The sequence below is a fragment of the Rhodococcus sp. 06-221-2 genome (assembly GCF_002258365.1).
In the GTDB taxonomy this organism is placed as follows: domain Bacteria; phylum Actinomycetota; class Actinomycetes; order Mycobacteriales; family Mycobacteriaceae; genus Rhodococcoides; species Rhodococcoides fascians.
Window position 1 is genome coordinate 199,549 of the sequence record NZ_NOYJ01000025.1, and the last position, 22,710, is coordinate 222,258.

At 65.4% G+C, this 22,710-nt stretch carries 19 protein-coding genes and 1 tRNA gene; 7 read left to right on the forward strand and 13 right to left on the reverse strand.

The window, feature by feature from the left end; translation table 11 throughout:
• Positions 1–178 precede the first annotated feature (178 nt).
• Genes mutA through meaB form a run of 3 tightly spaced genes read left to right on the forward strand, consistent with a single transcriptional unit; the run spans position 179 to position 5,327 of the window.
• Positions 179–2,059: a methylmalonyl-CoA mutase small subunit gene (gene mutA, locus CH281_RS13560; protein WP_032408272.1), complete on the forward strand. Its 1,881-nt coding sequence runs from the start codon at positions 179–181 to the stop codon at positions 2,057–2,059.
• Complete coding sequence (gene scpA / locus CH281_RS13565) at positions 2,056–4,326, forward strand: methylmalonyl-CoA mutase (protein WP_032365779.1); 2,271 nt, start codon at positions 2,056–2,058, stop codon at positions 4,324–4,326. The genes mutA and scpA overlap by 4 nt, the downstream gene beginning before the upstream one ends.
• 2 nt (positions 4,327–4,328) lie before the next feature.
• Complete coding sequence (gene meaB / locus CH281_RS13570) at positions 4,329–5,327, forward strand: methylmalonyl Co-A mutase-associated GTPase MeaB (protein WP_027497048.1); 999 nt, start codon at positions 4,329–4,331, stop codon at positions 5,325–5,327.
• Here the strand turns inward: meaB and CH281_RS13575 are convergent.
• Positions 5,304–6,377, reverse strand: a complete 1,074-nt coding sequence (locus CH281_RS13575) for a nucleoside hydrolase (protein ID WP_094694479.1) — start codon at positions 6,375–6,377, stop codon at positions 5,304–5,306. The genes meaB and CH281_RS13575 overlap by 24 nt on opposite strands.
• Positions 6,374–6,844: an OsmC family protein gene (locus CH281_RS13580; protein WP_032370519.1), complete on the reverse strand. Its 471-nt coding sequence runs from the start codon at positions 6,842–6,844 to the stop codon at positions 6,374–6,376. Before CH281_RS13580 ends, CH281_RS13575 begins: the two co-directional genes overlap by 4 nt.
• Positions 6,845–7,150: 306 nt before the next feature.
• Here CH281_RS13580 and proP point away from each other — a divergent pair, with 306 nt between their 5' ends.
• Positions 7,151–8,581, forward strand: coding sequence for a glycine betaine/L-proline transporter ProP (gene proP / locus CH281_RS13585; RefSeq protein ID WP_370878783.1), 1,431 nt, complete (start codon positions 7,151–7,153; stop codon positions 8,579–8,581).
• Here proP and CH281_RS13590 read toward each other — a convergent pair.
• The 5 genes from CH281_RS13590 to CH281_RS13610 form a co-directional block, all read right to left on the reverse strand.
• Positions 8,570–9,898: a CoA transferase gene (locus CH281_RS13590; RefSeq protein WP_238325181.1), complete on the reverse strand. Its 1,329-nt coding sequence runs from the start codon at positions 9,896–9,898 to the stop codon at positions 8,570–8,572. The genes proP and CH281_RS13590 overlap by 12 nt on opposite strands.
• 5 nt (positions 9,899–9,903) lie before the next feature.
• The gene (locus CH281_RS13595; RefSeq protein WP_032408270.1) at positions 9,904–11,169 is read right to left on the reverse strand and encodes a saccharopine dehydrogenase family protein; all 1,266 of its coding nucleotides are present in this window, start codon (positions 11,167–11,169) and stop codon (positions 9,904–9,906) included.
• Between the two features lie 38 nt (positions 11,170–11,207).
• Positions 11,208–12,704, reverse strand: a complete 1,497-nt coding sequence (locus CH281_RS13600) for a glutamate-cysteine ligase family protein (RefSeq protein ID WP_032370522.1) — start codon at positions 12,702–12,704, stop codon at positions 11,208–11,210.
• 134 nt (positions 12,705–12,838) lie between these two features.
• Positions 12,839–14,302, reverse strand: coding sequence for an SDR family NAD(P)-dependent oxidoreductase (locus CH281_RS13605; RefSeq protein ID WP_032382054.1), 1,464 nt, complete (start codon positions 14,300–14,302; stop codon positions 12,839–12,841).
• 142 nt (positions 14,303–14,444) lie between these two features.
• Positions 14,445–14,530, reverse strand: a tRNA-Leu gene (locus CH281_RS13610).
• Between the two features lie 193 nt (positions 14,531–14,723).
• Between CH281_RS13610 and CH281_RS13615 the strand changes: the two genes are divergently transcribed.
• Together CH281_RS13615 and CH281_RS13620 are read left to right on the forward strand one after the other, a co-directional pair.
• A complete protein-coding gene (locus CH281_RS13615) occupies positions 14,724–16,082 on the forward strand; it encodes a M20/M25/M40 family metallo-hydrolase (protein WP_072692091.1) in 1,359 nt (452 codons plus the stop codon).
• A gap of 16 nt (positions 16,083–16,098) precedes the next feature.
• Entirely contained in the window at positions 16,099–16,626 is a 528-nt protein-coding gene (locus tag CH281_RS13620) for a YbhB/YbcL family Raf kinase inhibitor-like protein (RefSeq protein WP_027497057.1), read from the forward strand.
• A gap of 63 nt (positions 16,627–16,689) precedes the next feature.
• On the opposite strand, the gene CH281_RS13625 is transcribed toward CH281_RS13620, so the two are convergent.
• The 3 genes from CH281_RS13625 to CH281_RS13635 form a co-directional block, all read right to left on the reverse strand.
• On the reverse strand, positions 16,690–17,760 hold the full coding sequence (locus CH281_RS13625; RefSeq protein ID WP_032408488.1) for a quinone-dependent dihydroorotate dehydrogenase: 1,071 nt from the start codon (positions 17,758–17,760) through the stop codon (positions 16,690–16,692).
• A 92-nt stretch (positions 17,761–17,852) separates the two neighbouring features.
• A complete protein-coding gene (locus CH281_RS13630; protein WP_027497059.1) occupies positions 17,853–18,092 on the reverse strand; it encodes a DUF5703 family protein in 240 nt (79 codons plus the stop codon).
• Between the two features lie 81 nt (positions 18,093–18,173).
• A complete protein-coding gene (locus CH281_RS13635; RefSeq protein WP_027497060.1) occupies positions 18,174–19,199 on the reverse strand; it encodes a YncE family protein in 1,026 nt (341 codons plus the stop codon).
• Here CH281_RS13635 and CH281_RS13640 point away from each other — a divergent pair.
• A complete protein-coding gene (locus tag CH281_RS13640; protein WP_228139215.1) occupies positions 19,198–19,731 on the forward strand; it encodes a hypothetical protein in 534 nt (177 codons plus the stop codon). The genes CH281_RS13635 and CH281_RS13640 overlap by 2 nt on opposite strands.
• A gap of 21 nt (positions 19,732–19,752) precedes the next feature.
• Here CH281_RS13640 and CH281_RS13645 read toward each other — a convergent pair whose 3' ends face one another.
• The 3 genes from CH281_RS13645 to CH281_RS13655 are packed head-to-tail and all read right to left on the reverse strand — an operon-like array spanning position 19,753 to position 22,651.
• Complete coding sequence (locus CH281_RS13645; RefSeq protein ID WP_032408268.1) at positions 19,753–20,586, reverse strand: heme ABC transporter ATP-binding protein; 834 nt, start codon at positions 20,584–20,586, stop codon at positions 19,753–19,755.
• On the reverse strand, positions 20,583–21,650 hold the full coding sequence (locus CH281_RS13650; RefSeq protein WP_032365790.1) for a FecCD family ABC transporter permease: 1,068 nt from the start codon (positions 21,648–21,650) through the stop codon (positions 20,583–20,585). Before CH281_RS13650 ends, CH281_RS13645 begins: the two co-directional genes overlap by 4 nt.
• Positions 21,647–22,651 carry a heme/hemin ABC transporter substrate-binding protein gene (locus tag CH281_RS13655; protein WP_063216911.1) on the reverse strand — a complete coding sequence of 335 codons (1,005 nt, stop codon included), beginning with the start codon at positions 22,649–22,651 and terminating at the stop codon, positions 21,647–21,649. The genes CH281_RS13650 and CH281_RS13655 overlap by 4 nt, the downstream gene beginning before the upstream one ends.
• Between the last annotated feature and the right edge of the window lie 59 nt (positions 22,652–22,710).

The window sequence follows — 22,710 nt, forward strand, 5'->3', positions numbered from 1 at the left end:
GAGTGATCGAAAGGGGGCGGGAGCGGAGCCTGCGGAGTGACCAGACGGTTCGGGAGCGGAGCCTGCGGCGTGGGTCACCGAACGTGAGGTGATCCTCACGATAGCCTGCATGTAGGTGGGGTTAGCATCACTTCAAGTCGGGTGTAGGACTGCCCGCCGAACCGAGGGAGCAGCACACGTGTCCATCGCGTCGCACGAAGATGCCGCACGCAGTGCCCACGCGGCCTGGCAGCAGGCGGTGGCCGGGGTCCTGGCCAAGTCTCGCCGGGTCGATGTGGCCGATCTGCCTGCCGATCCCGAACATCTTCTCGATTCCACGACGTACGACGGAATCACGGTGTCTCCGCTGTACACCGCGTTCGACGAGCGCCCCGAGGGTCCGTTGCCGGGGCAGTTTCCGTACCTGCGGGGGCGTGATCCGCATCGGGACGTCAACGCGGGCTGGAAGGTGTGCACGCGTCACGGTTCCGACGTTCGTGACGGTGTGCCCGCGCTGAACGGTCAGATCCTCGATTCGCTCGCCAACGGCACCAGTGCGCTCTGGTTGACGGTGGGGTCGCGTGGGTTGGATCCGTCGGATCTGTCGGAGGCTCTCCGTGGCGTACTGCTCGAGCTGGCCCCGTTGACGATCGATGCCCGCAGGGATGTTCGCGCGGCAGCGACGGCACTGTTCGACGTTCTCGATGCGGCAGAAATCGACGATCGCGCCGCCGTCGACGTCAGACTCGGAGTGGACACTCTCACTGCTGCAGTGGCAGGCACGGAATCCATAGAGATGGCCGAGGCGCTCGACCTGGCCCGCGCGTGCATCGACCGCGCCGAGTCGATGCGTGCCATCACCGTCGACGGCACCGTGTTCCATAATCTCGGTGCGTCGGATGCGCAGGAACTGGGTGCGTCGATCGCGGCCGGGCTCGAGTACGTCCGATCGATGACCGAGAACGGTGTGGCCGTCTCGGATGCTTTGCGCCAGATCGAGTTTCGATTCGCAGCAACCGACGACCAGTTCCAGACCATCGCCAAGTTTCGCGCTGCTCGCATTCTGTGGGCACGGATTGCGCAGGTGTGCGGTGCGCCCGACGCCGGTGATGCTCCTCAGCATGCGGTGACGTCGGAAGCGATGATGTCTCAGCGCGATCCGTGGGTGAACATGCTGCGTACCACTCTTGCGTCGTTCGGGGCCGGAGTGGGTGGTGCGGATTCGGTGACGGTGCTGCCGTTCGACGCGGCACTGAACGGTGGCGCCGCCGGAGTGTCCAAGACGTTCGCTGCCCGTATCGCGAGAAACACTCAGTTGCTCCTGCTGGAGGAAGCCCATCTGGGTCGGGTTCTGGATCCGGGTTCGGGCTCGTGGTACATCGAGGAACTCACGGCTGCGGTTGCCGCGACGGCGTGGGAGTTCTTCCGGGGCGTCGAGGCTTCGGGCGGATTCGCTGCAGCAACCGCGGACGGTTCGCTGGTCGCCGACATCGAGAAGACCCGTGCAGAGCGCGATTCCGACATCGCGCATCGCATCACTCCGCTGACCGGTGTCAACGAGTTTCCCAATCTGGCCGAGGCCCCCCTGACTCCCGAGCAGACGCAGCCTGCCGGCTCGGCACCCGTGTATCGGTACGGCCGGGCATTCGAGTCGCTCAGAGATCGATCGGATTCTTATCTGGCCCAACATGATTCGCGGCCCCAGGTGCTACTGGTCCCGTTGGGGACCGTCGCCGAGCACAACGTCCGGACGACCTTCGCGTCCAATCTGTTGGCGTCGGGGGGAATCGAAGCGGTCAACCCCGGCCCCCTGGGCGTGGACGCTGTCGCCGGTGCTGTCGAAGCGTCGGGAGCCTCGATCGCCGTGGTGTGCGGAACCGACAAGCGCTACGGCGACGAGGCCGCTACTGCCGTGGACGCTCTGCGTGCAGCAGGGGTCTCGCGGGTTTTGCTCGCCGGCCCGGAAAAGATCTTCGCCGGCGTCGACGGCCCGTCCCGTCCCGACGGATTCCTGACCGCCAAGGTCGACGCCGTCGCCGTGCTGACCGAACTTCTCGACACGCTGGGAGCCTCGAAGTGAGTACCGACGAGAACCGAATCTCGCACACCATCGGCAGTTTCGCCGACGTACCGCTGGTCGATCCCGACGAGCCGACGCCGTCGCCGCCGTCTGCGGAGGACGTGGCCACACACGTGAAGAACGGTGCCAAGGCGAACTTCTACACCCCCGAGCAGGTGGTGTGGTCCACTCCCGAGGGCATCGACGTCAAGCCGGTGTACACCGAGGCAGACCGGGACGCCGCCGAGGCCGAGGGCTACCCGTTGCACAGCTATCCGGGTGCCCCGCCGTTCCTCCGCGGGCCGTATCCCACGATGTACGTCAACCAACCGTGGACCATTCGCCAGTACGCCGGATTCTCCACCGCAGCCGAGTCCAACGCCTTCTACCGCCGCAACCTCGCGGCCGGGCAGAAAGGCCTGTCGGTGGCGTTCGATCTGGCCACGCACCGGGGCTACGACTCCGATCACCCGCGAGTGCAGGGTGACGTCGGAATGGCCGGTGTGGCAATCGATTCCATCTACGACATGCGACAGCTGTTCGACGGTATCGACCTCGGTAGCGTCTCGGTGTCGATGACGATGAACGGAGCGGTGCTGCCAATTCTGGCGCTGTACGTCGCCGCCGCGGAGGAGCAGGGCGTCGGGCCGGAGAAACTCGCCGGCACCATCCAGAACGACATCCTCAAAGAGTTCATGGTGCGCAACACCTACATCTATCCGCCGAAGCCGTCGATGCGCATCATCTCGGACATCTTTGCGTACACCAGCGAGAAAATGCCGAAGTACAACTCGATCTCCATCTCCGGCTACCACATCCAAGAAGCCGGTGCCACAGCCGATCTCGAACTCGCCTACACCCTCGCGGACGGTGTCGAGTACATCCGAGCCGGCCTGGACGCCGGCATGGACATCGACACGTTCGCGCCGCGACTGTCGTTCTTCTGGGCCATCGGAATGAACTTCTTCATGGAGGTTGCCAAGCTCCGCGCCGGGCGGCTGCTGTGGGCCGAGCTCGTCCAACAATTCGAGCCCAAGAGTGCCAAATCCCGTTCCCTGCGCACTCATTCGCAGACGTCGGGTTGGTCGCTGACCGCACAGGACGTGTTCAACAACGTCGCCCGCACCTGTGTCGAAGCCATGGCCGCGACCCAGGGCCATACGCAGTCCCTGCACACCAACGCGCTCGACGAGGCACTGGCGTTGCCGACCGACTTCTCGGCCCGTATCGCCCGCAACACTCAGCTACTCATCGCGCAGGAATCCAACACCGTTCGGCCGATCGATCCGTGGGGCGGGTCGCACTACGTCGAGTGGCTCACCCATCAGCTGGCGAATCGGGCTCGCGCACACATTGCGGAGGTCGAGGAAGCGGGCGGCATGGCGCAGGCCATCGGCGAAGGCATTCCGAAGTTGCGCATCGAGGAGGCGGCGGCTCGTACCCAGGCGCGCATCGACTCCGGCCGACAGCCGCTGGTGGGCGTCAACAAGTACGTGCCCGACGAGCCCGACACCATCGAGGTACTCAAGGTCGAGAACTCGAAGGTGCGAAAAGAGCAGATCGAGAAGCTCGAGCGTCTTCGTGCCGAGCGGGACACTGCCGAGGTCGAGGCGGCACTGGCGAACCTGACTCGGGCCGCAGCGTCGGACCAGCCGGGCATGGAGAACAATCTGCTGGCTCTCGCCATCGATGCCGCCCGCAAGATGGCCACCGTCGGTGAGATTTCCGACGCCTTGGAGAAGGTCTACGGGCGCCATCAGGCGGAAATCCGGACAATCAGTGGTGTGTACCGCGACGAGGCAGGTAAATCCGAGAACATCACCCGCGCCACCGCGCTGGTCGAACAGTTCGCCGAGGACGAGGGCCGTCGTCCTCGTGTTCTGGTGTGCAAGATGGGGCAGGACGGACACGACCGAGGCCAGAAGGTCATTGCCACGGCGTTCGCCGACATCGGCTTCGACGTCGACGTCGGTCCGTTGTTCCAGACGCCCGAGGAGGTTGCCCGGCAGGCAGCGGACAACGACGTCCATGTCGTCGGAGTGTCGTCACTGGCGGCGGGCCATCTGACGCTGGTGCCCGCCTTGCGACAGGCCTTGGCCGACGTCGGGCGCGAGGACATCATGATCGTCGTCGGTGGCGTCATCCCGCCCGGCGATTTCGACGAGCTCTACGCGGCGGGTGCCGCGGCGATCTTCCCTCCGGGCACCGTCATCGCCGACGCGGCGATCGGCCTGGTGGAGAAGCTGTCCGTTGCGCTCGGGCATGCACCACGCGAGGCCAACGCCTGAATATGAACTCTCCGAACAAGGGCCGCGTCATCGACATCGATGCGGTGGCCGAGTCGGTCCGAGCGAACGAACGATCCGGCCTCGCGCGGGCGATCACGTTGGTCGAGTCGACCCGCGCGGACCATCGCGACTTGGCGCAGCAGTTGCTCCTCCGGGTACTGCCCGACGCCGGCGGATCGCACCGGGTGGGCATCACCGGGGTTCCGGGGGTCGGGAAGTCGACGTTCATCGACGCGCTGGGAATGCGGTTGATCGAACAGGGACATCGGGTCGCGGTGCTGGCCGTCGATCCGTCGTCGACGCGGACCGGTGGTTCCATCCTGGGAGACAAAACCCGGATGTCGCGTCTCGCGGTGCAGGAGAACGCGTACATCAGGCCGTCGCCGACCTCGGGAACGTTGGGCGGAGTCGCACGCGCGACGAGAGAGACCATCGTGTTGCTCGAAGCCGCAGGGTTCGACGTGATCCTGGTCGAGACCGTGGGCGTGGGCCAGTCCGAGGTGACGGTCGCGAACATGGTCGACTGCTTCACGTTCCTCACGCTTGCGCGTACCGGGGATCAGTTGCAGGGCATCAAGAAGGGCGTTCTCGAACTCGCAGATCTGGTGGCCGTCAACAAGGCCGACGGCAAGCACGCGACCGACGCGAAGAACGCGGCGCGAGAGTTGGCGGGTGCACTGCGGCTGATTTATCCGCACGATGCGATCTGGAAGCCCCCGGTGTTGACGATGAGTGCCATCGAAGGCACCGGCCTCGACGAGTACTGGAACACGGTGCTCCGCCACCAGCAGGTGCTCCGTGACGCAGGCGAGTTCGCCGAGAAGCGGCGCAAGCAGCAGGTGGACTGGACGTGGACGATGGTCAACGATCAGCTACTGCGTCGGTTGGCTCAGAGCCCGTCGGTGAAGGCAATTCGAGACGACGTGGAATCTCGCGTGCGCGACGGGTCGCTCACGGCGGCGTTGGCCGCTCAGGAGCTACTCGACGCCTTCGATTCCTGACGCCTGCTGTCCCTGCTGGGTGGGGTACAGAGTCGCCGCCAGCTCGCCGACGCGTTCGACGAGCTGATCGAAGAACGCCTGAGGATCGGCGTGGGTGGCGATGGCTGCGTTCGGAGGCCTGCCCCACATTCCGCGCCAATCCGCCACCGTCGTTCCGCGAGTGAGGGTTCCGACCAGTTCCACGTCCACGGTCGCGTGCCGGTAGGTGGCGATATCCGATTGCACCGCCACTGCTGCGGCGAACGGATCGTGCATGTGGGCCAGGAACCCCTGATCGTGATCGCGATGGAATTCGAAGTAGAAGCGGACCGCGTCCGAGAAATGACGCACGATCGGGTTCGAGGCCGTCGATCGCGCCCCCGGCGCATCGGTCGACGAGATCAGCTCGGCCGGAACGCTTCCGGCGCGTTCACCGAGAAGGCGAATGTGCTCGGGTGTCATCTCTATGGTCTCGGTGATGTCGAGTGCGCAGACGATCGGGCGGCGGTCCTCGGGTAGTCCGGAGAAAGCGGCGAAGACCTCCGCTGCAGCCTCGGGGTCCACCGCGATGTTCCACTCGCTCGTCGGCGTCGTGTTGCCCTGATGCTGAAAAGCACCACCCATCAACACCAATCGCTTCAACAGCCGAGGCAACTCGGGGTCTCGGCGAACCGCCAGCGCGAGATTGGTCAGCGGACCGGTGACGAGACCGGTGATCTCACCCGGTCGCGAGCGAATCAACTCGATCCACATCGTGGTGGCATCGCGTGCGGACAGGTCCCGACTCGACACCGGCAGCTCCGCATATCCGATGCCCTGCGGTCCGTGCGTGTCCTCGGTGGTCATCAAAGGTGCCACCAACGGCACCTGCGCACCGAGCGACACTTCGATATCGGCCGCGCGGCACAGGTCGAGCCAGGCCAGGTTGTTCGCGGCGACCTGGTTCACCGGCACGTTACCGGCGGTGGACGCTATGCCGAGGATCTCGGCCTCGTCGGTGGCCAACAGATACAGCAGTGCGAGCGAGTCGTCGATCCCGGTGTCGACGTCGACGATCATCGGTACGGTCATGCGTTCACCCGAGTCGTCGGGTTGTGGCGGACCGGGAAGTTGACCGATCGGGCGATGAAGCACTTGGCTGCGGCCTCGGCGTGCAGTTCCTCCGCACGGGTCACCATCGAGGAATCGGCGACCGTCACTACCGGAGCCAGGGTCACCTCGACGAACTGCCCCGAGCCGTCGGATTGCTCGGTCATGACCCCGGTGGGGGAGTCGACGTAGTCGGTGACGGTCACGTGCGACGCGGCGGCCAACCCGAGGTACCACAGCATGTGGCAGCTCGACAGCGACGCCACGAGTAGCTCCTCTGGATTCCACCGCTCGGGATCGCCGCGAAAGCTCGGATCGGAACTGGCCGAGAGATCGGGTTTTCCGGGTGCCGTGACCAAATGATCGCGGTCGTATGCGGCTGCATTCGCCGTCCCGTGTCCGCGATTGCCGGTCCAGCTCACGGCCAGGGCGTAGTCATGGGTGGGCATGGGTCCATCGTGCCAGGCCGCCGTCCACCGTCGTCACGCACGCCGGGGAGACCTGTCCGTATTGCGATCAATGCGCCAATTGTCAAGGTAGTGGCCAAGATTCGATCGACCGACCTCTACCTGGGGGAATGCACGCTCGTGCGTGCCGATGTCCGTTTCGGCGTTTGTCTGCTGGTCATTGCGCTCGCTAACGTTGCTGCAATGACGGTTGCGCAAGGTCCAGAATCGCCCGAGTCGTCACCCCAGATCCCGAAATGGGGCCAGCGCCACGTACAGCGTCTGCGGCGTGACGCATTCTTCAAACGTATGCGTCGCAAGCCGGCGATGTCGGAAGAGAGCATCACGGTCGTGGACCAGCCCATGCTCAAGCGGGCCGTGTCTGCTGCGGCACTGGGCAACACGATGGAATGGTTCGACTTCGGTGTGTACGGCTACCTGGCCGCGACACTGGGCAAGGTGTTCTACCCGGACGCGTCACCCGCGGTCCAGTTGCTGTCGACCTTCGCCACGTTCGCGGCCGCGTTCGTAGTACGGCCACTCGGTGGACTCTTCTTCGGCCCTCTCGGCGACCGCATCGGACGCCAGAAGGTCCTGGCCGCCACCATGATCATGATGTCGATCGGTACGTTGGCCGTCGGCCTGATTCCCAGCTACGACTCCATCGGAATCTGGGCTCCCATCCTGCTGCTCGTCGCCCGCCTGGTTCAGGGATTCTCCACCGGTGGTGAATACGGCGGTGCCACGACTTTCATCGCCGAATATTCACCCGACAAAAGACGAGGTTTCCTCGGCAGTTGGCTCGACTTCGGCACTTTCGTCGGATACGCGATGGGGTCCGGATTGGTGACAATTCTGAATGCGGTACTGGGCGACGCCACCATGATCGAATGGGGCTGGCGCATACCGTTCTTCATTGCCGGACCGATGGGCATCATCGGTTTGTACCTGCGCCTCAAGCTGGAGGACACCCCCGCGTTCCGCAAGCAACTCGACGAGCACGACTCGAAGGTCAAGGCGCAGGAGACCGGACGCAGCTCGATCGGAAAGATCTTCACGGTCCATTGGAAAGCACTGCTCATCTGCATGGGAATCGTGTTGCTCTACAACGTCACCAACTACATGGTGACCTCGTACCTGCCCACGTACTTCACCGAGGTCGTCGGTCGCAGCCAGCTCAGCGCCGATCTGTTGGTCCTGTCCGCGATGGTCGTGGTCGTGTCCATCATCGTGGCCGTCGGTCGGCTGACGGACCGAATCGGCCGCAAGCCGGTGTTCGTGTTCGGTGCCATCGGACAGATAGTCCTGGCCATCCCGTGCTTCCTGCTCATCCAACGCAGCGGATGGATCGGACCTCTGATTGCGTGCCTGCTGCTGGGAGTGGTGCTGGCGTGCTTCGCCGCACCCAGCGCCTCCACCTTGCCTGCACTGTTCCCGACGCGCGTGCGCTACGCCGCACTGTCGATCGGATTCAACCTGTCGGTGTCGATCTTCGGCGGCACCACACCGCTGGTCACCTCGGCCCTGGTCAGTTCCACCGGCAGCACCATGATCCCGGCCTACTACCTGATCATCAGCGGCGTCATCGGTCTGATCGCCGTCGGTTTCCTCCGCGAGTCGGCTACTCAGCCGCTCGATGGTTCTCCGCCCCAGGTGGATTCGACCGAAGAGGCCAAGGATCTGTACACCGAGGCGTCTGCGCTGACCGGGAGTAGCTCCGCAGATCGGTCAGCGCGGTAACCAACCGGCCTCGTCGCTACCCCAGGCGTGAGCCGGGTACGCGTAGTCGGAGTAGCAGTCGAACACCGGTCTCGCTGCCGTCACCGAGCCGTGCGTGACCACGCACTCGGGTGGCGGTAGCGCGGCGGGGCCGTGTTCGGGGTCGCGCCCGGGAAGACCGGTCAGCCACGCCGCCGTTGCTGCGAGCGCTACGTCGACCGGTGCCGCAGTGCCCGACCCTTCTACGCGCGCCGCCAGTTCCGAGACGATTCCGGCAGCCAGCAGATAACCGCTCGCATGATCGAGCGCCTGAGCCGGAAGCCGACCGGGCCGACCGTCCCGGCCTTCCAGAACAGAGATACCGCAGGCGGCCTGAACAAGGCTGTCGAAGCCCCGCCGCCGCGACCAGGGACCCTCTGTGCCCCATGCGCTGATGTGCCCGTGGACGAGGTCCGCCCGATGTTCGAGGCCGAAACGATCGAGGGCCCCCGGCCGATACCCGGTGACGAGCACGTCGGCCGAGTCGAGCAGCCCGAGCATCCGATCGAGTCCCTCCGCCGTGTCCAGGTCCAGCAGGGCCGACCGCTTGCCCTGGCCGTTCTCCAGATGCTGCCAGGGCAGTTCCGGGTGCCGGGGCGAATCGACACGGAGCACATCGGCACCGAGAAGTGCGAGAGCGCGCGTAGCGACAGGACCGGCAATCACCCGCGTCAGATCGAGCACCCGGATACCCGCCAACGGGTAATCGGCACCCCGCGGCCGAAGCGACGAAAGCAGCCGGAACGACGGAATGCGCACTCGGGCAGCCGGATCGGCCGCACCTCGTGTAACGACCGGACCGGAGCTCGCGGCAATACCAGCGGGGTGAGCGGACCATTGTTCTTCCGTGCGGACCCGCACGGCCAGAGCGCCCGACGCCGCGCACAGCTCTTCGAGCTCGAACCCGGACATTCCGCGGAGTCGATCGCCGAACACGTCGATCGACTCCGCCGAGCCGGCGCCACCGAGGCCCACCACACCGAGCAATGCCTCTCGGTGGTGTGGGTAGTTGGCGTGGGTTCTCACCCAACCGTCGGACACCGGGAAGAAGCCGGACAGATCGGCGAAACCCTGCACCGGCTCGCCGTCGATCCGCAACACGGTGTCGCCCATGAACGACGCGGCGATACGCGCCAGGGACGCTGTCGGCGTCACCGTCTCGGATTCCGTCGTCACCGATCCCAGCGCGCTTTGCAACTGGGCGACGGCGGTGCCGAGGGCACCGACCGACTCGGCGGCGAGCGCCGCGACCGGAAGCGTCGATGCGAGATATCCAGTGGTGCCCGGCGTTCCCTGCACCGCAATCAGTTCCGCTTGGCCCAGATCTCCATGCCGGCCGCATTCAGACGGTCCACCAGAACGTCGCCCATGGCGGTTGCGGGAGTGAGAACTCCGCTGGCTTTCGGCAGTGCGTCTTTACCGAGAACCAGCGCGAGTGCGGACTCGGCGAGCATGACCGCCGTCGCCTTGTAGCCGGGGTCGCCGGACGCCTTGACCCGGGCCCGGTATCGCGCCCCGGACGTCGTCTGGGTGTACAGATCGACCGTGAAATGGCCCTTCTCTCGGGCCTTTTCACTGGGGCCGCTACCGGGCTTGGGCAGGATGCGATCGAGCACCTTGCCCGGCAGTACCGTCATGGCCGACACTCCGACGAACAGTCCTGCCGACAGTGCACCGGCGAGCACCGGGCTGACGACGGACGAGCCGACGCTCATCACCTCGCTGTACCGGAACTGCTTTCCGTAGGCCCAGTCTCGAAGTGCATTGGTACGCCGCACGACTCGTGTGTTGTACGAGGCCATCACGAACGGAGCCTTCCACCCGCGCAGGCTCGGATCGATCTTCTTTCCGTCGATGAGCACGGTATCGAGTTGGCGGCCGAGCTGGGGCTCGAGGCTTCGATCGGGGCTCAGCGAATACGGACGGGCCGCGATGCGTCTGGCCCGCTTGTCCTTCTTCATGGCCTCGATCTGACCACGGAGCGAGTCGACGGTACCGCCACTGACCCCGCCCGACATCGAGGTGACCACGAGCGTGGTGTCGGTGAGTTCGCCCGCATTGTCGGCCGTGACGGCCTCGTACAAAGCGTGGACACCGATGTCGGACGGAACCGAGTCGAACCCACACGAGTGGACGATCCTGGCACCGGTACGTTGTGCGATCTCGTGGTTGGTATCGATGCTCTCGCGAGCGAAGAGCACCTCGCCGGTGAGGTCGACATAGTCGGTTCCGGCCTCGGCGCACGCAGTCGCCAGTGGCATGCCGTACTTGGCATACGGGCCGACCGTCGTGATGACGACTCGGGACGACTCGGCCATGGATCGCAGCGCAGCGGTGTCGGAAGCGTCGGCTTCGATGACGGGCCAGTTCTGGGCGTTGGGTCCCAGTTCCTTTCGCGCTGCCTCGATGCGTCCGGTGGACCTGCCTGCCAGCGCGATACGGGTGTCGGCAGGCGCGTGTTCGGCGAGGTATTTCGCCGTCAGCTTTCCTACGAATCCGGTGACGCCGTAGACGACGATGTCGTGGGTGCGGTCGGGGCCTGAGGTGAAATCCGAGTCGGACGTAGTCATGGTTACGACACTAACGCGGACGCCGCCGGCAGCGTCGGTTAGTGGGTCCAGGTGTGCACGGGTTCTCCCGTGTCCATCCTGTCCACGTAATCTCCCAACATCCCCGCGAGAGCCTGCTCCCGAGTATCGCCGGCCCGTTCGCGCGCGACGACGGCGGCTCGCTGCCACCCCGAACCCGACTGCTTGGCCAGGCACCGCGCTTCGATAATGCCGAGATAGCGGTCACGTACGGCAGAGTCGACGCCGTACGCGGCGAGACCGGCCTCGGCCATCGGAAGCAATCGGCGCAGTACCAGCTCCTGCGGACTCACCCAGCCGACCTCGGGCCAGTAGAGCATCGAATCGAACCCGCCGCGCGCCGCGGAGTGCACGTTCTCCTCGGCGGCATCGAACGACATCTGCGACCACAGGGGCCGATCGGCATCCGCGAGAGCCCGTACGGTGCCGTAGTAGAACGCGGCATCGGCGAGGGTGTCGACGACTGTCGGTCCGGCAGGCAGAACGCGGTTCTCGAGCCGGATGTGGTGCCCGTCGCCGGATCGATCGTAGATCGGCCGGTTCCACCGGTACACGGTTCCGTTGTGCATCCGCAGTTCCGACAGCGACGGTGTATCACCTCGGGCCAGAGCGGCTTTGGGGTCCTCTTCGCTGCACACCGGGAGCAGGGCGGGGAAGTAGCGCGAGTTCTCCTCGAACAGGTCGAAGATCGAGGTGATCCATCGCTCCCCGAACCACACTCGCGGGCGAACTCCCTGGTTCTTGAGTTCCTGCGGCCTCGTATCGGTGGCCTGCTCGAACAACGGTATGCGGGTCTCGTGCCACAGTGCACGCCCGGCGAGGAACGGCGAATTCGCGGCGAGCGCAACCTGAACACCCGACAACGCCTGTGCGGCATTCCAATACGACGCGAACTCGTCAGGGGCGACTTGCAGATGCAGTTGGACGGACGTGCAGGCCGCTTCGGGCAGAATCGTGTCGGTCACGATATCGAGGTTCTCGGCGGCCGCAGACCCGGGCAGACGCACGCCCGCGATCTTCAGTTCGATGTCCTCACCACGGGCGGCGAAGATCTGCTGGTTCAGTAGGTCGTATCGCGGATTCGCCGACAGCCAGCGGTGTTCGAAGTGTTCCTTCGTCAGAGTCGGGAGCATGCCGATCATGGCAAGTCGACTACCCGAGCCACGGGCCCGCTCGTCGGCAGCATTCAGCGATCGCCGCAGATCCGTCTCCAACTCGGCGATCGACGAGCCCCGCAGCGGTCGAGGATCGACGTTGATCTCGATGTTGAACTGGCCCAGCTCGGTCTGATAATCAGGATCGGCGATGGCGTCGAGTACCTCGGCATTGGCCATCGACGGTGCCATGTCCTCGTCTACGAGGTTGAGCTCGATCTCCATGCCGATCTGGGGTTCGCCGACCTGGAACGTCTCGTCGGCCAACATGATGGCCAACGCGTCTAGACAGTCCTGAACCTTCTGCCGAAACTGGTGTCGGTCCTGTCTGGTGAACTTTCGGCGTTCGACATCCTCGCCCATGGTGACCGCCTCACGCTGTGTCTCGGTGCCGTTCGCTCACGCGAGACGGCGTCGTTTCCGAGTATCGCAGCCCGGGGTTGCTCCGGGGCATCCACGTGCAGAATCGCCCGGAGGAACGACCCCGGGGCCGATCGTCACCAGGGCGAGGGCTGGTAATCCTTGAGGAACGAGCCGTACAGATCGACTCCGAGTTCGCCCTGCACGATGGGGTCGTACACCCGCGCAGCACCGTCGACCAGATCCAGCGGCGCGTGGAAGCCCTCGTCGGCCAGCCGCATCTTGGTGGGGTGCGGGCGCTCGTCGGTGATCCATCCGGTGTCGACGGCGGTCATCAGGATGCCGCTCTCCACCATCTCCTTGGCACTGGTGCGGGTCAGCATGTTCAATGCCGCCTTGGCCATGTTGGTGTGCGGATGCCCCGGGCCCTTGTATGCCCGACCGAACTGACCCTCCATGGCAGAAACGTTGACCACATACTTGCGTCGAGCCTGTGACGCCTCCATCGACGCGCGCAGGCGTGAGACGAGGATGAACGGTGCCACGGAATTGCACAGCTGCACTTCGAGCAACTCGACCGGATCGACCTGCTCGACGGTGTGAATCCAGCTGTTGGTCTCGGCGAGGTCGGGCACCAGGCCGCCCGCGTCGATCGCCAGTCCGTTCTCGATGCGCTCCGCTGTCACCGAACCCGCCACCATCGCCAGAGACGCGACGTCGTCTGCACTCAGAGTCGCCGAGACCTGCTGACCGCCGATCGCCGTGGCCGGCAACGAGCTGGCCAACGACGCAGGGTGGGCGTCGCTGGTCTTGCCGAACGTGATCCGTTGCGGCCCGGCACCGTCGGTCAGTGCCGCGGGCAACGGTTCCGCTTCGGCGTCGGCCAGCGCGCTGTACGAGCCGGGGGAGCGCTTGACCGTCTGCGCAGCATTGTTGATCAGGATGTCGAGCGGTCCCTCGGCGGCGACCGAATCGGCAAGTGCCACAACCTGAGCGGGGTCTCGTAGATCGATACCGACGACGCGCAGGCGGTGCAACCACTGATCGCTGTCGTCCATCGCAGCGAACCGGCGCACGGCATCGTTGGGAAAACGCGTGGTGATCGTCGTGTGTGCGCCGTCGCGGAGCAGCCGAAGGGCGATGTACATGCCGATCTTCGCCCGACCTCCGGTCAGCAGTGCTCGCCGGCCGGACAGGTCGGTTCGTGCGTTGCGTTTGCCGCGGTTGAGCGCCGCGCACTCGGGACACAGCTGGTGGTAGAACGAATCGACATCGGTGTAGCGCTGCTTGCAGATGTAGCACGGGCGCGCCCTGATCAAGGTGCCCGCGATCTCACCCTCGGCGCGCGAGGTGAGGGACAGACCTGCGGTCTCGTCGTCGATACGATCCGGGGATCCGGTCGCCGTGGCCGCCACGACTGCCCGGTCGGCTGCGTTGACGGCGTTGCGTGCGGCAACGCGTCGAGCACGCTTGAGATCTTTGAACATGGCACCGGACGCCCGCTGGACGGCGATGGAATCCGGATGGTTCTTGTCCAGCTCGGCGGCTTGTGCGAGCACCCGCAGACACGTGTCGAGATCGGTGGGGTCGATCGAGTCCATCTTCAGTCTCCTAGCATCGGCCCGGTCGAGCCGTCGACGTGAGAACAACGAAAAAGACCCCGATTCCGAAGAATCAGGGTCAGTTTCGTCTGTCTCAACTCAGATCTTTGAAAATCTTTGTCTGTGAACAACATTCAGACGGTGTCCGAGGGGGGACTTGAACCCCCACGTCCGTTAATAGGACACTAGCACCTCAAGCTAGCGCGTCTGCCATTCCGCCACTCGGACATGTGCGACCGTTGCCGCATATTCTCTTGTTGCTCTCACAGCTGGTCGCTGTGCGCTGCGTAAGATTATCCGACGGGTTCCCGATAACCCAAATCCCCACGTCAGTTCATGCGTCGAGCGGTTTTCGGTGGTGCCCCGACCCCTCGGTGATGGTAGGAACGACGATGTGGCAAACGATTCGAACGATCCCGAAGTGAGCAATGCCCGAAGCCGAGGAGAACGCGCTCCCACCGTCGCTCTCGACGAAGTGGTGGAGCTGGTCAGCTCTCTGATCAGGTTCGACACCTCGAACACCGGCGAACTCGACACCACGGTCGGCGAGAAGGAATGCGCCGAATGGGTGGCGAGCAAGCTCGAAGAGGTGGGGTACGAGACCGAGTACGTCGAATCCGGTGCCCCCGGACGCGGCAACGTCTTCGCCTGGCTGCGCGGTGCCGACTCGTCCCGTGGAGCTCTGCTCGTACACGGACACCTCGACGTCGTCCCGGCCGAGCCGGCCGACTGGAGTGTGCACCCGTTCTCCGGAGCCGTCGAAGACGGCTACGTCTGGGGTCGAGGTGCCGTGGACATGAAGGACATGGTCGGGATGGCACTGGCGCTGGCCCGCCAGTTCAAGTCGAACGGCACGGTTCCGCCCCGCGACATCCTGTTCGCGTTCCTCGCCGACGAGGAGGCAGGCGGCAAGTACGGATCGCACTGGCTGGTCGACAACCGACCGGATCTGTTCGAGGGCGTGACGGAGGCAGTCGGCGAAGTCGGCGGGTTCTCTCTGACGGTCGCTCGACCGGACGGCACCGAGAAGCGGCTGTACATGGTCGAAACCGCCGAGAAGAGTCTGGCGTGGATGCGGCTGACCGCGAAGGCGCGGGCCGGACACGGATCGTTCCTGCACGACGACAACGCCGTGACCTACCTGGCCGAGGCCGTCGCGAAACTGGGCAATCACACATTCCCCCTGGTGCTCACCGAGTCCGTATCGCAGTTCTTGCAGGCGGTCTCCGAGGAATCCGGACTCGACTTCGATCCGACGTCACCGGACATCGACGGGACACTGCTCAAACTCGGCAGCATCGCCCGCATCGTCGGCGCGACCCTGCGCGACACGGCGAACCCCACGATGCTCTCGGCCGGCTACAAGGCCAACGTGATCCCGCAGACCGCGACGGCCGTGGTGGATTGCCGCGTGCTGCCCGGACGCCAGGCGGCCTTCGAGAAGGAGGTCGACGAACTGATCGGCCCGAATGTCGAACGGGAATGGATCACCAAGCTCGAACCGTACGAGACCACGTTCGACGGGGATCTCGTCGACGCGATGAACGACGCGGTCCTCGCGCACGACCCCAACGGCCGCACCGTGCCGTACATGTTGTCCGGCGGCACCGACGCAAAGGCGTTCGCGCGCATCGGAATTCGTTGCTTCGGGTTCGCTCCGCTCAAGCTTCCGCCCGAACTCGATTTCGCGGCGTTGTTTCACGGCATCGACGAACGAGTACCCGTGGAGTCGTTGGAGTTCGGCACACAGGTGCTCGAGCACTTCTTGTTGCACAGCTGATACGAAAGGAACCATCGTGGCGTACAACCCATACGACTCGCTTCCGGACCTACCGTCCTTCGAGTTGACGTCCGAGGATGTGCAGGACGGCAAGCCCCTGAAGGCCCAGCAGGTCAGCGGAATCATGGGAGCCGGTGGACACGACAACTCCCCGCAGCTGTCCTGGTCCGGGTTTCCCGAGGGCACCAAGAGCTTCGCGGTGACGGTCTACGATCCCGACGCACCGACCGCCTCGGGGTTCTGGCATTGGGCCGTGGCGAACATTCCGGTCGAGACGACGTCGCTGGTCTCGGGAGCAGGCGACGACGGTGGAACCGGGGTGCCCAGTACGGCCGTGACGCTGAAGAACGACGCGGGCCTGTTCCGGTACATCGGTGCTGCCCCACCCGCAGGCCACGGCCCACACCGCTACTTCATCGCGGTGCACGCCGTGGACGTCGATCGGCTCGAAGTCGACGAGACGGCGACCCCGGCGTACCTCGGGTTCAACCTGTTCTCGCACGCCATCGGACGTGCCGTGATCACGGGCACCTACGAGGCCTGATCTGGGTCTCGTCGTGCGCGTTTTGCGTACCTCTGGGTACGCAAAACGCGCACGACGGGGGTGTCAGTGCCTGTTCTCCGAACCCACTGCGTCGGCCAGACGAGCGAATCCGTGCTGCTCGAGTCGGGACAGCAGACCACGGTTGATGTTCCTGATCCACAGCGGTCCGCCGTAGATGAACCCGGTGTATCCCTGCACCAGGGACGCACCGGCAACGATACGTTCCCAGGCCTGCTCTTCCGTTTCGATTCCTCCCACCGAGATCAGCGTCAGCTGCGTCCCGACCCGGCGGTAGAGGCGCCGAATGACGTCCAGCGAGCGAGCCTGCAGTGGAGCACCGGACAGCCCGCCTGCACCGATGGCCGCGACCGCCTCCGCGTCGGTACGGAGTCCGTCGCGAGAGACAGTCGTGTTGGTCGCCACGATGCCGTCGAGGCCGAGTTCGACAGCCAGATCAGCGACGGCGTCGATGTCCTCGTCGGACAGGTCCGGCGCAATCTTGACTAGAACCGGCACCGACACCACCGACTGCACAGCAACCAGAATCGGCCGCAACGACTCGACGGCCTGCAGATCCCGTAGACCCGGCGTGTTGGGGGAGCTGACATTGACGACGACAAAATCTGCCAGAGGGCCTAGCAAGCGGGCGCTGGTGGTGTAATCGGCGGCGGCATCCGCCGGCTCGACGATCTTCGTCTTGCCGATGTTCGCACCGATGGGAATCCGCGTTCTGCGCGAACGCAGTTTCGCGGCCGCGTACTCCGCACCGTGGTTGTTGAAGCCCATCCGATTGATGATCGCGCGGTCGAGAGGCAGCCGGAACAGACGAGGCGTCGGATTGCCGGGTTGCCCCTGCGCAGTCACGGTGCCGATCTCGGCGAACCCGAACCCCAGCGGGGCCCACGCATCGATGCCATCGGCGTTCTTGTCGAACCCGGCCGCAAGCCCGAGGGGTGCCGGAAACTCGATGCCGAATGCCGTCGAACGCAACCGCGGATCGTCGACGACGAACAGTGCACTTGCCAGCTTACGAAGCGGAGGAAGCGCCGCAACAGCCCTGAGAACACCGAACGCGAGGTGATGAATCCTCTCCGGCGATACGAGGAACATCAGGCGCAACAGGACGCGGTACAGACGGTCTCCCACGGTCTTCTTTCCGGTCGGTACTTCAGGGTCGGTACTTCAGGGTCGTTGTTCGGAGTCGATCGGTGCTGCCGTCGAGCCGGTCAGATTCCGGGCTCCGGCACATGATGTGCGGTCTTCTTGCGCTTGAGCAACACGCGGCGACTTCCGTCGGTGTACAGACGTACCCGAGACAGCTCCCAGCCGCCGAATTCGGCCTGAATCGCGAGCCGCATCGATGCGGTCACGCGAGTGACGTCCGGTGGCAACCGGAGAGGGACGTACTCCCAGTCGTCGGACGGGGACACCTCCCACCCGACGGGCATCTTCGCTCGGCCCGGCATCGAATTCTCGTGTGCGTTCACGTGCCTCCACCATTCTCGAGGGTCGTTCCTGCGGGTACCGTCTCCTGCCGATTCAGCAGGTCAACGGCCCGCGGCGGGGATGCGCTGCAGCCCGTCCCCGGTCGCCGATCCCACGTACAGATCGCCGGTATCCGCGTCGACGGCAACCGAGTTCGGCTGTCGCACAGTGGGCAACCGTTGCGCCTCGACCGGAATTCCGGTGTCGAGTGTGTACCCGACCACCTCGTTGCGAGCCGGCAAGGTGACCCATGCAATACCGGATTGTTCATCGTAGGCGATCGCCCAGGGCGCGGACCCGACCGGAAACCGTTGCCGCATCAGCAGATCGTGCGAGGTGAAGACCAGCAGCTCGGTGCCGGTCGAGTCGGTGACCAGAAGTCGTCCGTACTCGTCGCTGGTCATCTCGGCGGCGCCTTCGCCCGCGCGCAGGGCCACACCGAGGGTGTCGTCGTCGAGGTTCAGATCGGTGATCGAGGTCTGGCGGCGATCGAGTACCGAGACACCGTCCGGTGTGCTGGCCAACGCGTCGGCCGAGGTCACGCCCGGTCCTGAGACCGTGCTCGTCACCTGTCCGGCGGCGTCGAGAATGCGGATACGCCCGGTGGCGTCACCGACCGCCGTGGTGCCGTCGGGTAGATCGGCAGCCGACAGAGTCCGGCCGTCGACGGGGGTATCGGTGCGCTGAGCGTCTGCCACGGTGATCCTCGAGAGAACTCCGTCCATCGGAACCAAGACACTCGAGTCGCGCCCGGCGACCAGCTCTGCAGCGGATCCGCCCAGATCCACCACGCGGGGCTCGCTCGACGCCTCCCCGTCCACCAGGCTCACGGTGGTCGACGCGTCGGTCAGGGCAACCAGAGTGCGCGTTGCAGAATCGAAAGTCAGTGCGTCCACGGGAGCGAAGGCGCGGACGACTCCGGCCGGAGCCACTGCAGTCGCGGGGGACAAGGCCGGCGGCTGCGGCTCGACGGAGATCTCGTCGGCGTTCTCGTCCTCGCTCGAGCAACCACCCAAACCGACGAGTGTGACGACGGCGAGCGCGGACGCCACTGCCGTCCTGGCCGTACGTGCCGACGGTGTTCGCATGGAACCGAACCTACTTCCTGTGGTGACTGCCCCTGGTAAGGCGCTGCCACATCTGTACCAGCGCGCGTCGACCTCGGCGAAATCGACAGCCCGGGACTCGGTGCCGTTCGTCGGGGGCGCGGAGACGGTAGCGTGTTCGATCGGCATCGAATTCGTGAACGAGCACGACATGGGAGCGGATGTGGGATCCGAAGGAACGCACTTCGTGGTCGAGGAAGTGAATGCGGGTACGCACGCCAACGGCTTCGGCAGAACCGACGACGGACGCGCGTTCGCGTTCAGAGTGCAGCGCAGCACGCTCTACGTGAAGATCTATCGGGCCGATGTCGTGTCGGCCGTGCCGGATCGAACCGAAGTGGACGCCGTCGCCGAGCACTCGGTCACCGAGATCGATCTGACCGACGAACGCAGCATCATCGGGGTGGTTCGTGACGCAGTCGCTCACGCTCAGCAGCTGTCGGATGTGTCACTGCGAGACACGGCAGTCCGGGCCTTCTTCAATCGCGTCAACTCTGCGCTCGAGGGTTTCTGAACCCTGGTCGTTCCGCAGGCTTCACTCCTGACCCCGCTTCGGGATCACCAGTTGCTCACCGGTGACGGGGTGGTCGAAGACATCGACCGGGTGTCGGTAGATCCGGCCGAGCCGCTCGGCGGTGAGAACCTCCCGGGGCGGTCCCGTAGCCACCAGCTCGCCTGCGTCGAGAATCGCGACCCGATCGGCGTAGGCCGCAGCAAGCCCCAGATCGTGCAGTACGACAACCACGGCACGACCGGACGCGGCCAGTGAACGCACCACGGCCATCACCGACTCCTGGTGTCCCACATCGAGCGCCGCGGTGGGTTCGTCGAGCATGATCGTGGCGGTGCGCTGTGCCATGACACGGGCCAACGCGACTCGGGACTGCTCACCGCCGGATAGGAAACCGAACGGACGTCCGGCGAATTCGGACACGTCGCAGGCGGCCATGGCGGCGGCCACCTGCGCGTCGTCCTCGCGTACCGCCGACGTTCCGGTCCACGGAGCTCGGCCCATCCGCACGATCTGCTCGACGGTGAATGCGAACCCGATCGCGTGCTGTTGCGGGAGCACGGCGCGTCGTCGCGCGAGGTCGACCGGCCGGAAGCGGGACAGTGGTCTCTCGCCGAGCAGTACCGATCCGGAACTGGGCTCGGTGTCTCCGGACAGGACCGACAGCAACGTGGACTTACCCGCCCCGTTCGGGCCCACGAGAGCCAGAATCTCTCCGACGACGACCTCGAGATGCACGTCGTTCAGAACGGCCCGGTCACCGCGGTGTGCGCCGACCCCCACGGCGACCAGGGTGCGTGAACCCGGTGTCGGGTCGGCAGGAATGTCGGAACGGTGTCCACCGAACTTCCCGATCATGCCCAGCCGCCCTGACGAGCCCGGGTGCGGCGCAGCAGCCAGAAGAAGAACGGTGCGCCCGCCAACGAGGTCACCATCCCGAGCGGAAGGTCGACGTTCGCCACGAGCGTCCGCGTGACGAGATCGGCCCCGAGGAGGACCACGCCTCCCGCGAGTGCGCTGGCAGGGATGAGTACCCGGTGCGCCGGACCGAGCACCATGCGCATGGCGTGGGGTACCACCAGACCCACGAACAGGATGATCCCGGTGAACGCCACTCCGGACGCGACGAGCACTGCGACGACCACGATGGCGAACTGACGCAGGCGCTCGACGTTCACGCCGAGATGGCGCGCCACGTTCTCACCGAGTGCGAGCAGGTCCAGTCGGCGGGCGATCATCGACGACGCTCCGATCCCGACCAAGGCCAGCGGACCGACCACCGCGACCGACTGCCACGTGGCACCGGCAAGGGATCCCAACTGCCAGAAGACGATCTGGTCGCGAGCGGCCGGGCTGGCGACGAACGTGAAGAACGCGATCACGCCGCCGGCGAACGCATTGACGGCGACTCCGGTGAGGATGAGGGTCACCACCTCGGTTCGGCCGGCATTGCGAGCCAGGAAGTAGACCGCAATCGTGGTGACGAGTCCGCCCACGAAGGCTGCGAGCGCAACGGTCCAGACCCCGGCAAAGCTGCCGCCCAGGACGAAGACCGAGCTCGCACCGACAGCCGCGCCCGACGACACGCCGACGACACCGGGTTCGGCGAGAGGGTTGGCGAACACACCCTGGAGCAGTGCACCCGCGCATCCCAGACAGGCACCGACGAGCATCGCGAGGGTCAGCCGAGGAAACCGGACCTGCCAGAGGGTCACCTCGCCGCTGGGGTGAGCGGGCATCGGGCCGATGTCGAGGCCCACCCGATGCGTCAGACTCCCCAACACTTCCGCCGGAGTCGTCGGTACCTGCCCTACGACAGCCGACACCAAGGCCAGGACCAACAGCGCGACCGCCAGCACGACGAACGTCGAGACCACCCGCGTCGTACCCGACCGCGACCGCGCAGACGACACGTCGCTCATGAGGCAGGTTCGTAGACGGCCTTCGACAATGCAGCCAGCACCTTTCCGGTGTTCGGACCGAAACTGAGAACGGTGCCGTCGTCCATGTCGACCACCCGACGCTGCTGGCCGGCGGGCGTCTGCGCGATACCGGGTATCTGCTCGAGCCCGTCGATCCCGCCGATCGATTGCAGCCCCTTGGTCATCATGAGAATCACGTCGGGTGCCGCAGCGATGAGTGCCTCACTGGTCACCGGGACGAACTGTTCGGTCAGACCCGATTCGACCCCTGCATCCCGAGCACCGATCGCCTCGATGAGAGCGTCCGCTCCGGAACCCGGACCGGCGAGCATCTTGATCGCCGGACCACGCATGTACAAGAACGCAACCTTCAGCGGCTCGTCGGATCGGGGCGCGTTCTGTGTCGCGGCGGCAATCTCTTCGGTTGCCCGTTGCGCCAGTGCGGAACCGGCGTCGGGAACCCCGAGAGCCGCCGCAACAGCGTCGATCTGTCCTGCTACCCCGGCCAGAGTTCGAGCGGGGTCGAAGTAGACGACCGGAATTCCCGCGGCCCGAATCTGATCCTGGACAGCGCGCGGGCCGATACTGGTGTCGGTCAGGACGACCGTCGGCGACAGCGCGAGAATGCCTTCGGCACTGAGCGAGTGGCCGGTAGGGGTGACGTCGGGTACGTCTGCTGCCGCGGGAAACGACGCCGAGGTGTCGCGCCCGACGAGATTGTCGCCGAGTCCGAGCGCGAACACCGTTTCGGCGAGGGTGCCGTACTGGTCGGCCGCCACGATCCTGCTGTTGTCCGAAATCGTGACGGGCACGCCGTCGAAACCGGTGACGGTGACCGGTAGTTCGGCAGCCGGATCGACCGCGATGGGCTCCGGATCGGGGTCGTCGACGACGGCGGTGCGGGGGCCGATCGTGCCGGAGTCCGGTGCCGCGGAGTTGTTCACCGAACACGACACCAGCAGTCCGGCCGTCAGCAGCGCGGCGGCGAGGCGTTTGACGATCACGACCATAGGTTAGCCTGCCCGACCTTCAGGTGACCTCACCCAGGCCGAGCAGCACC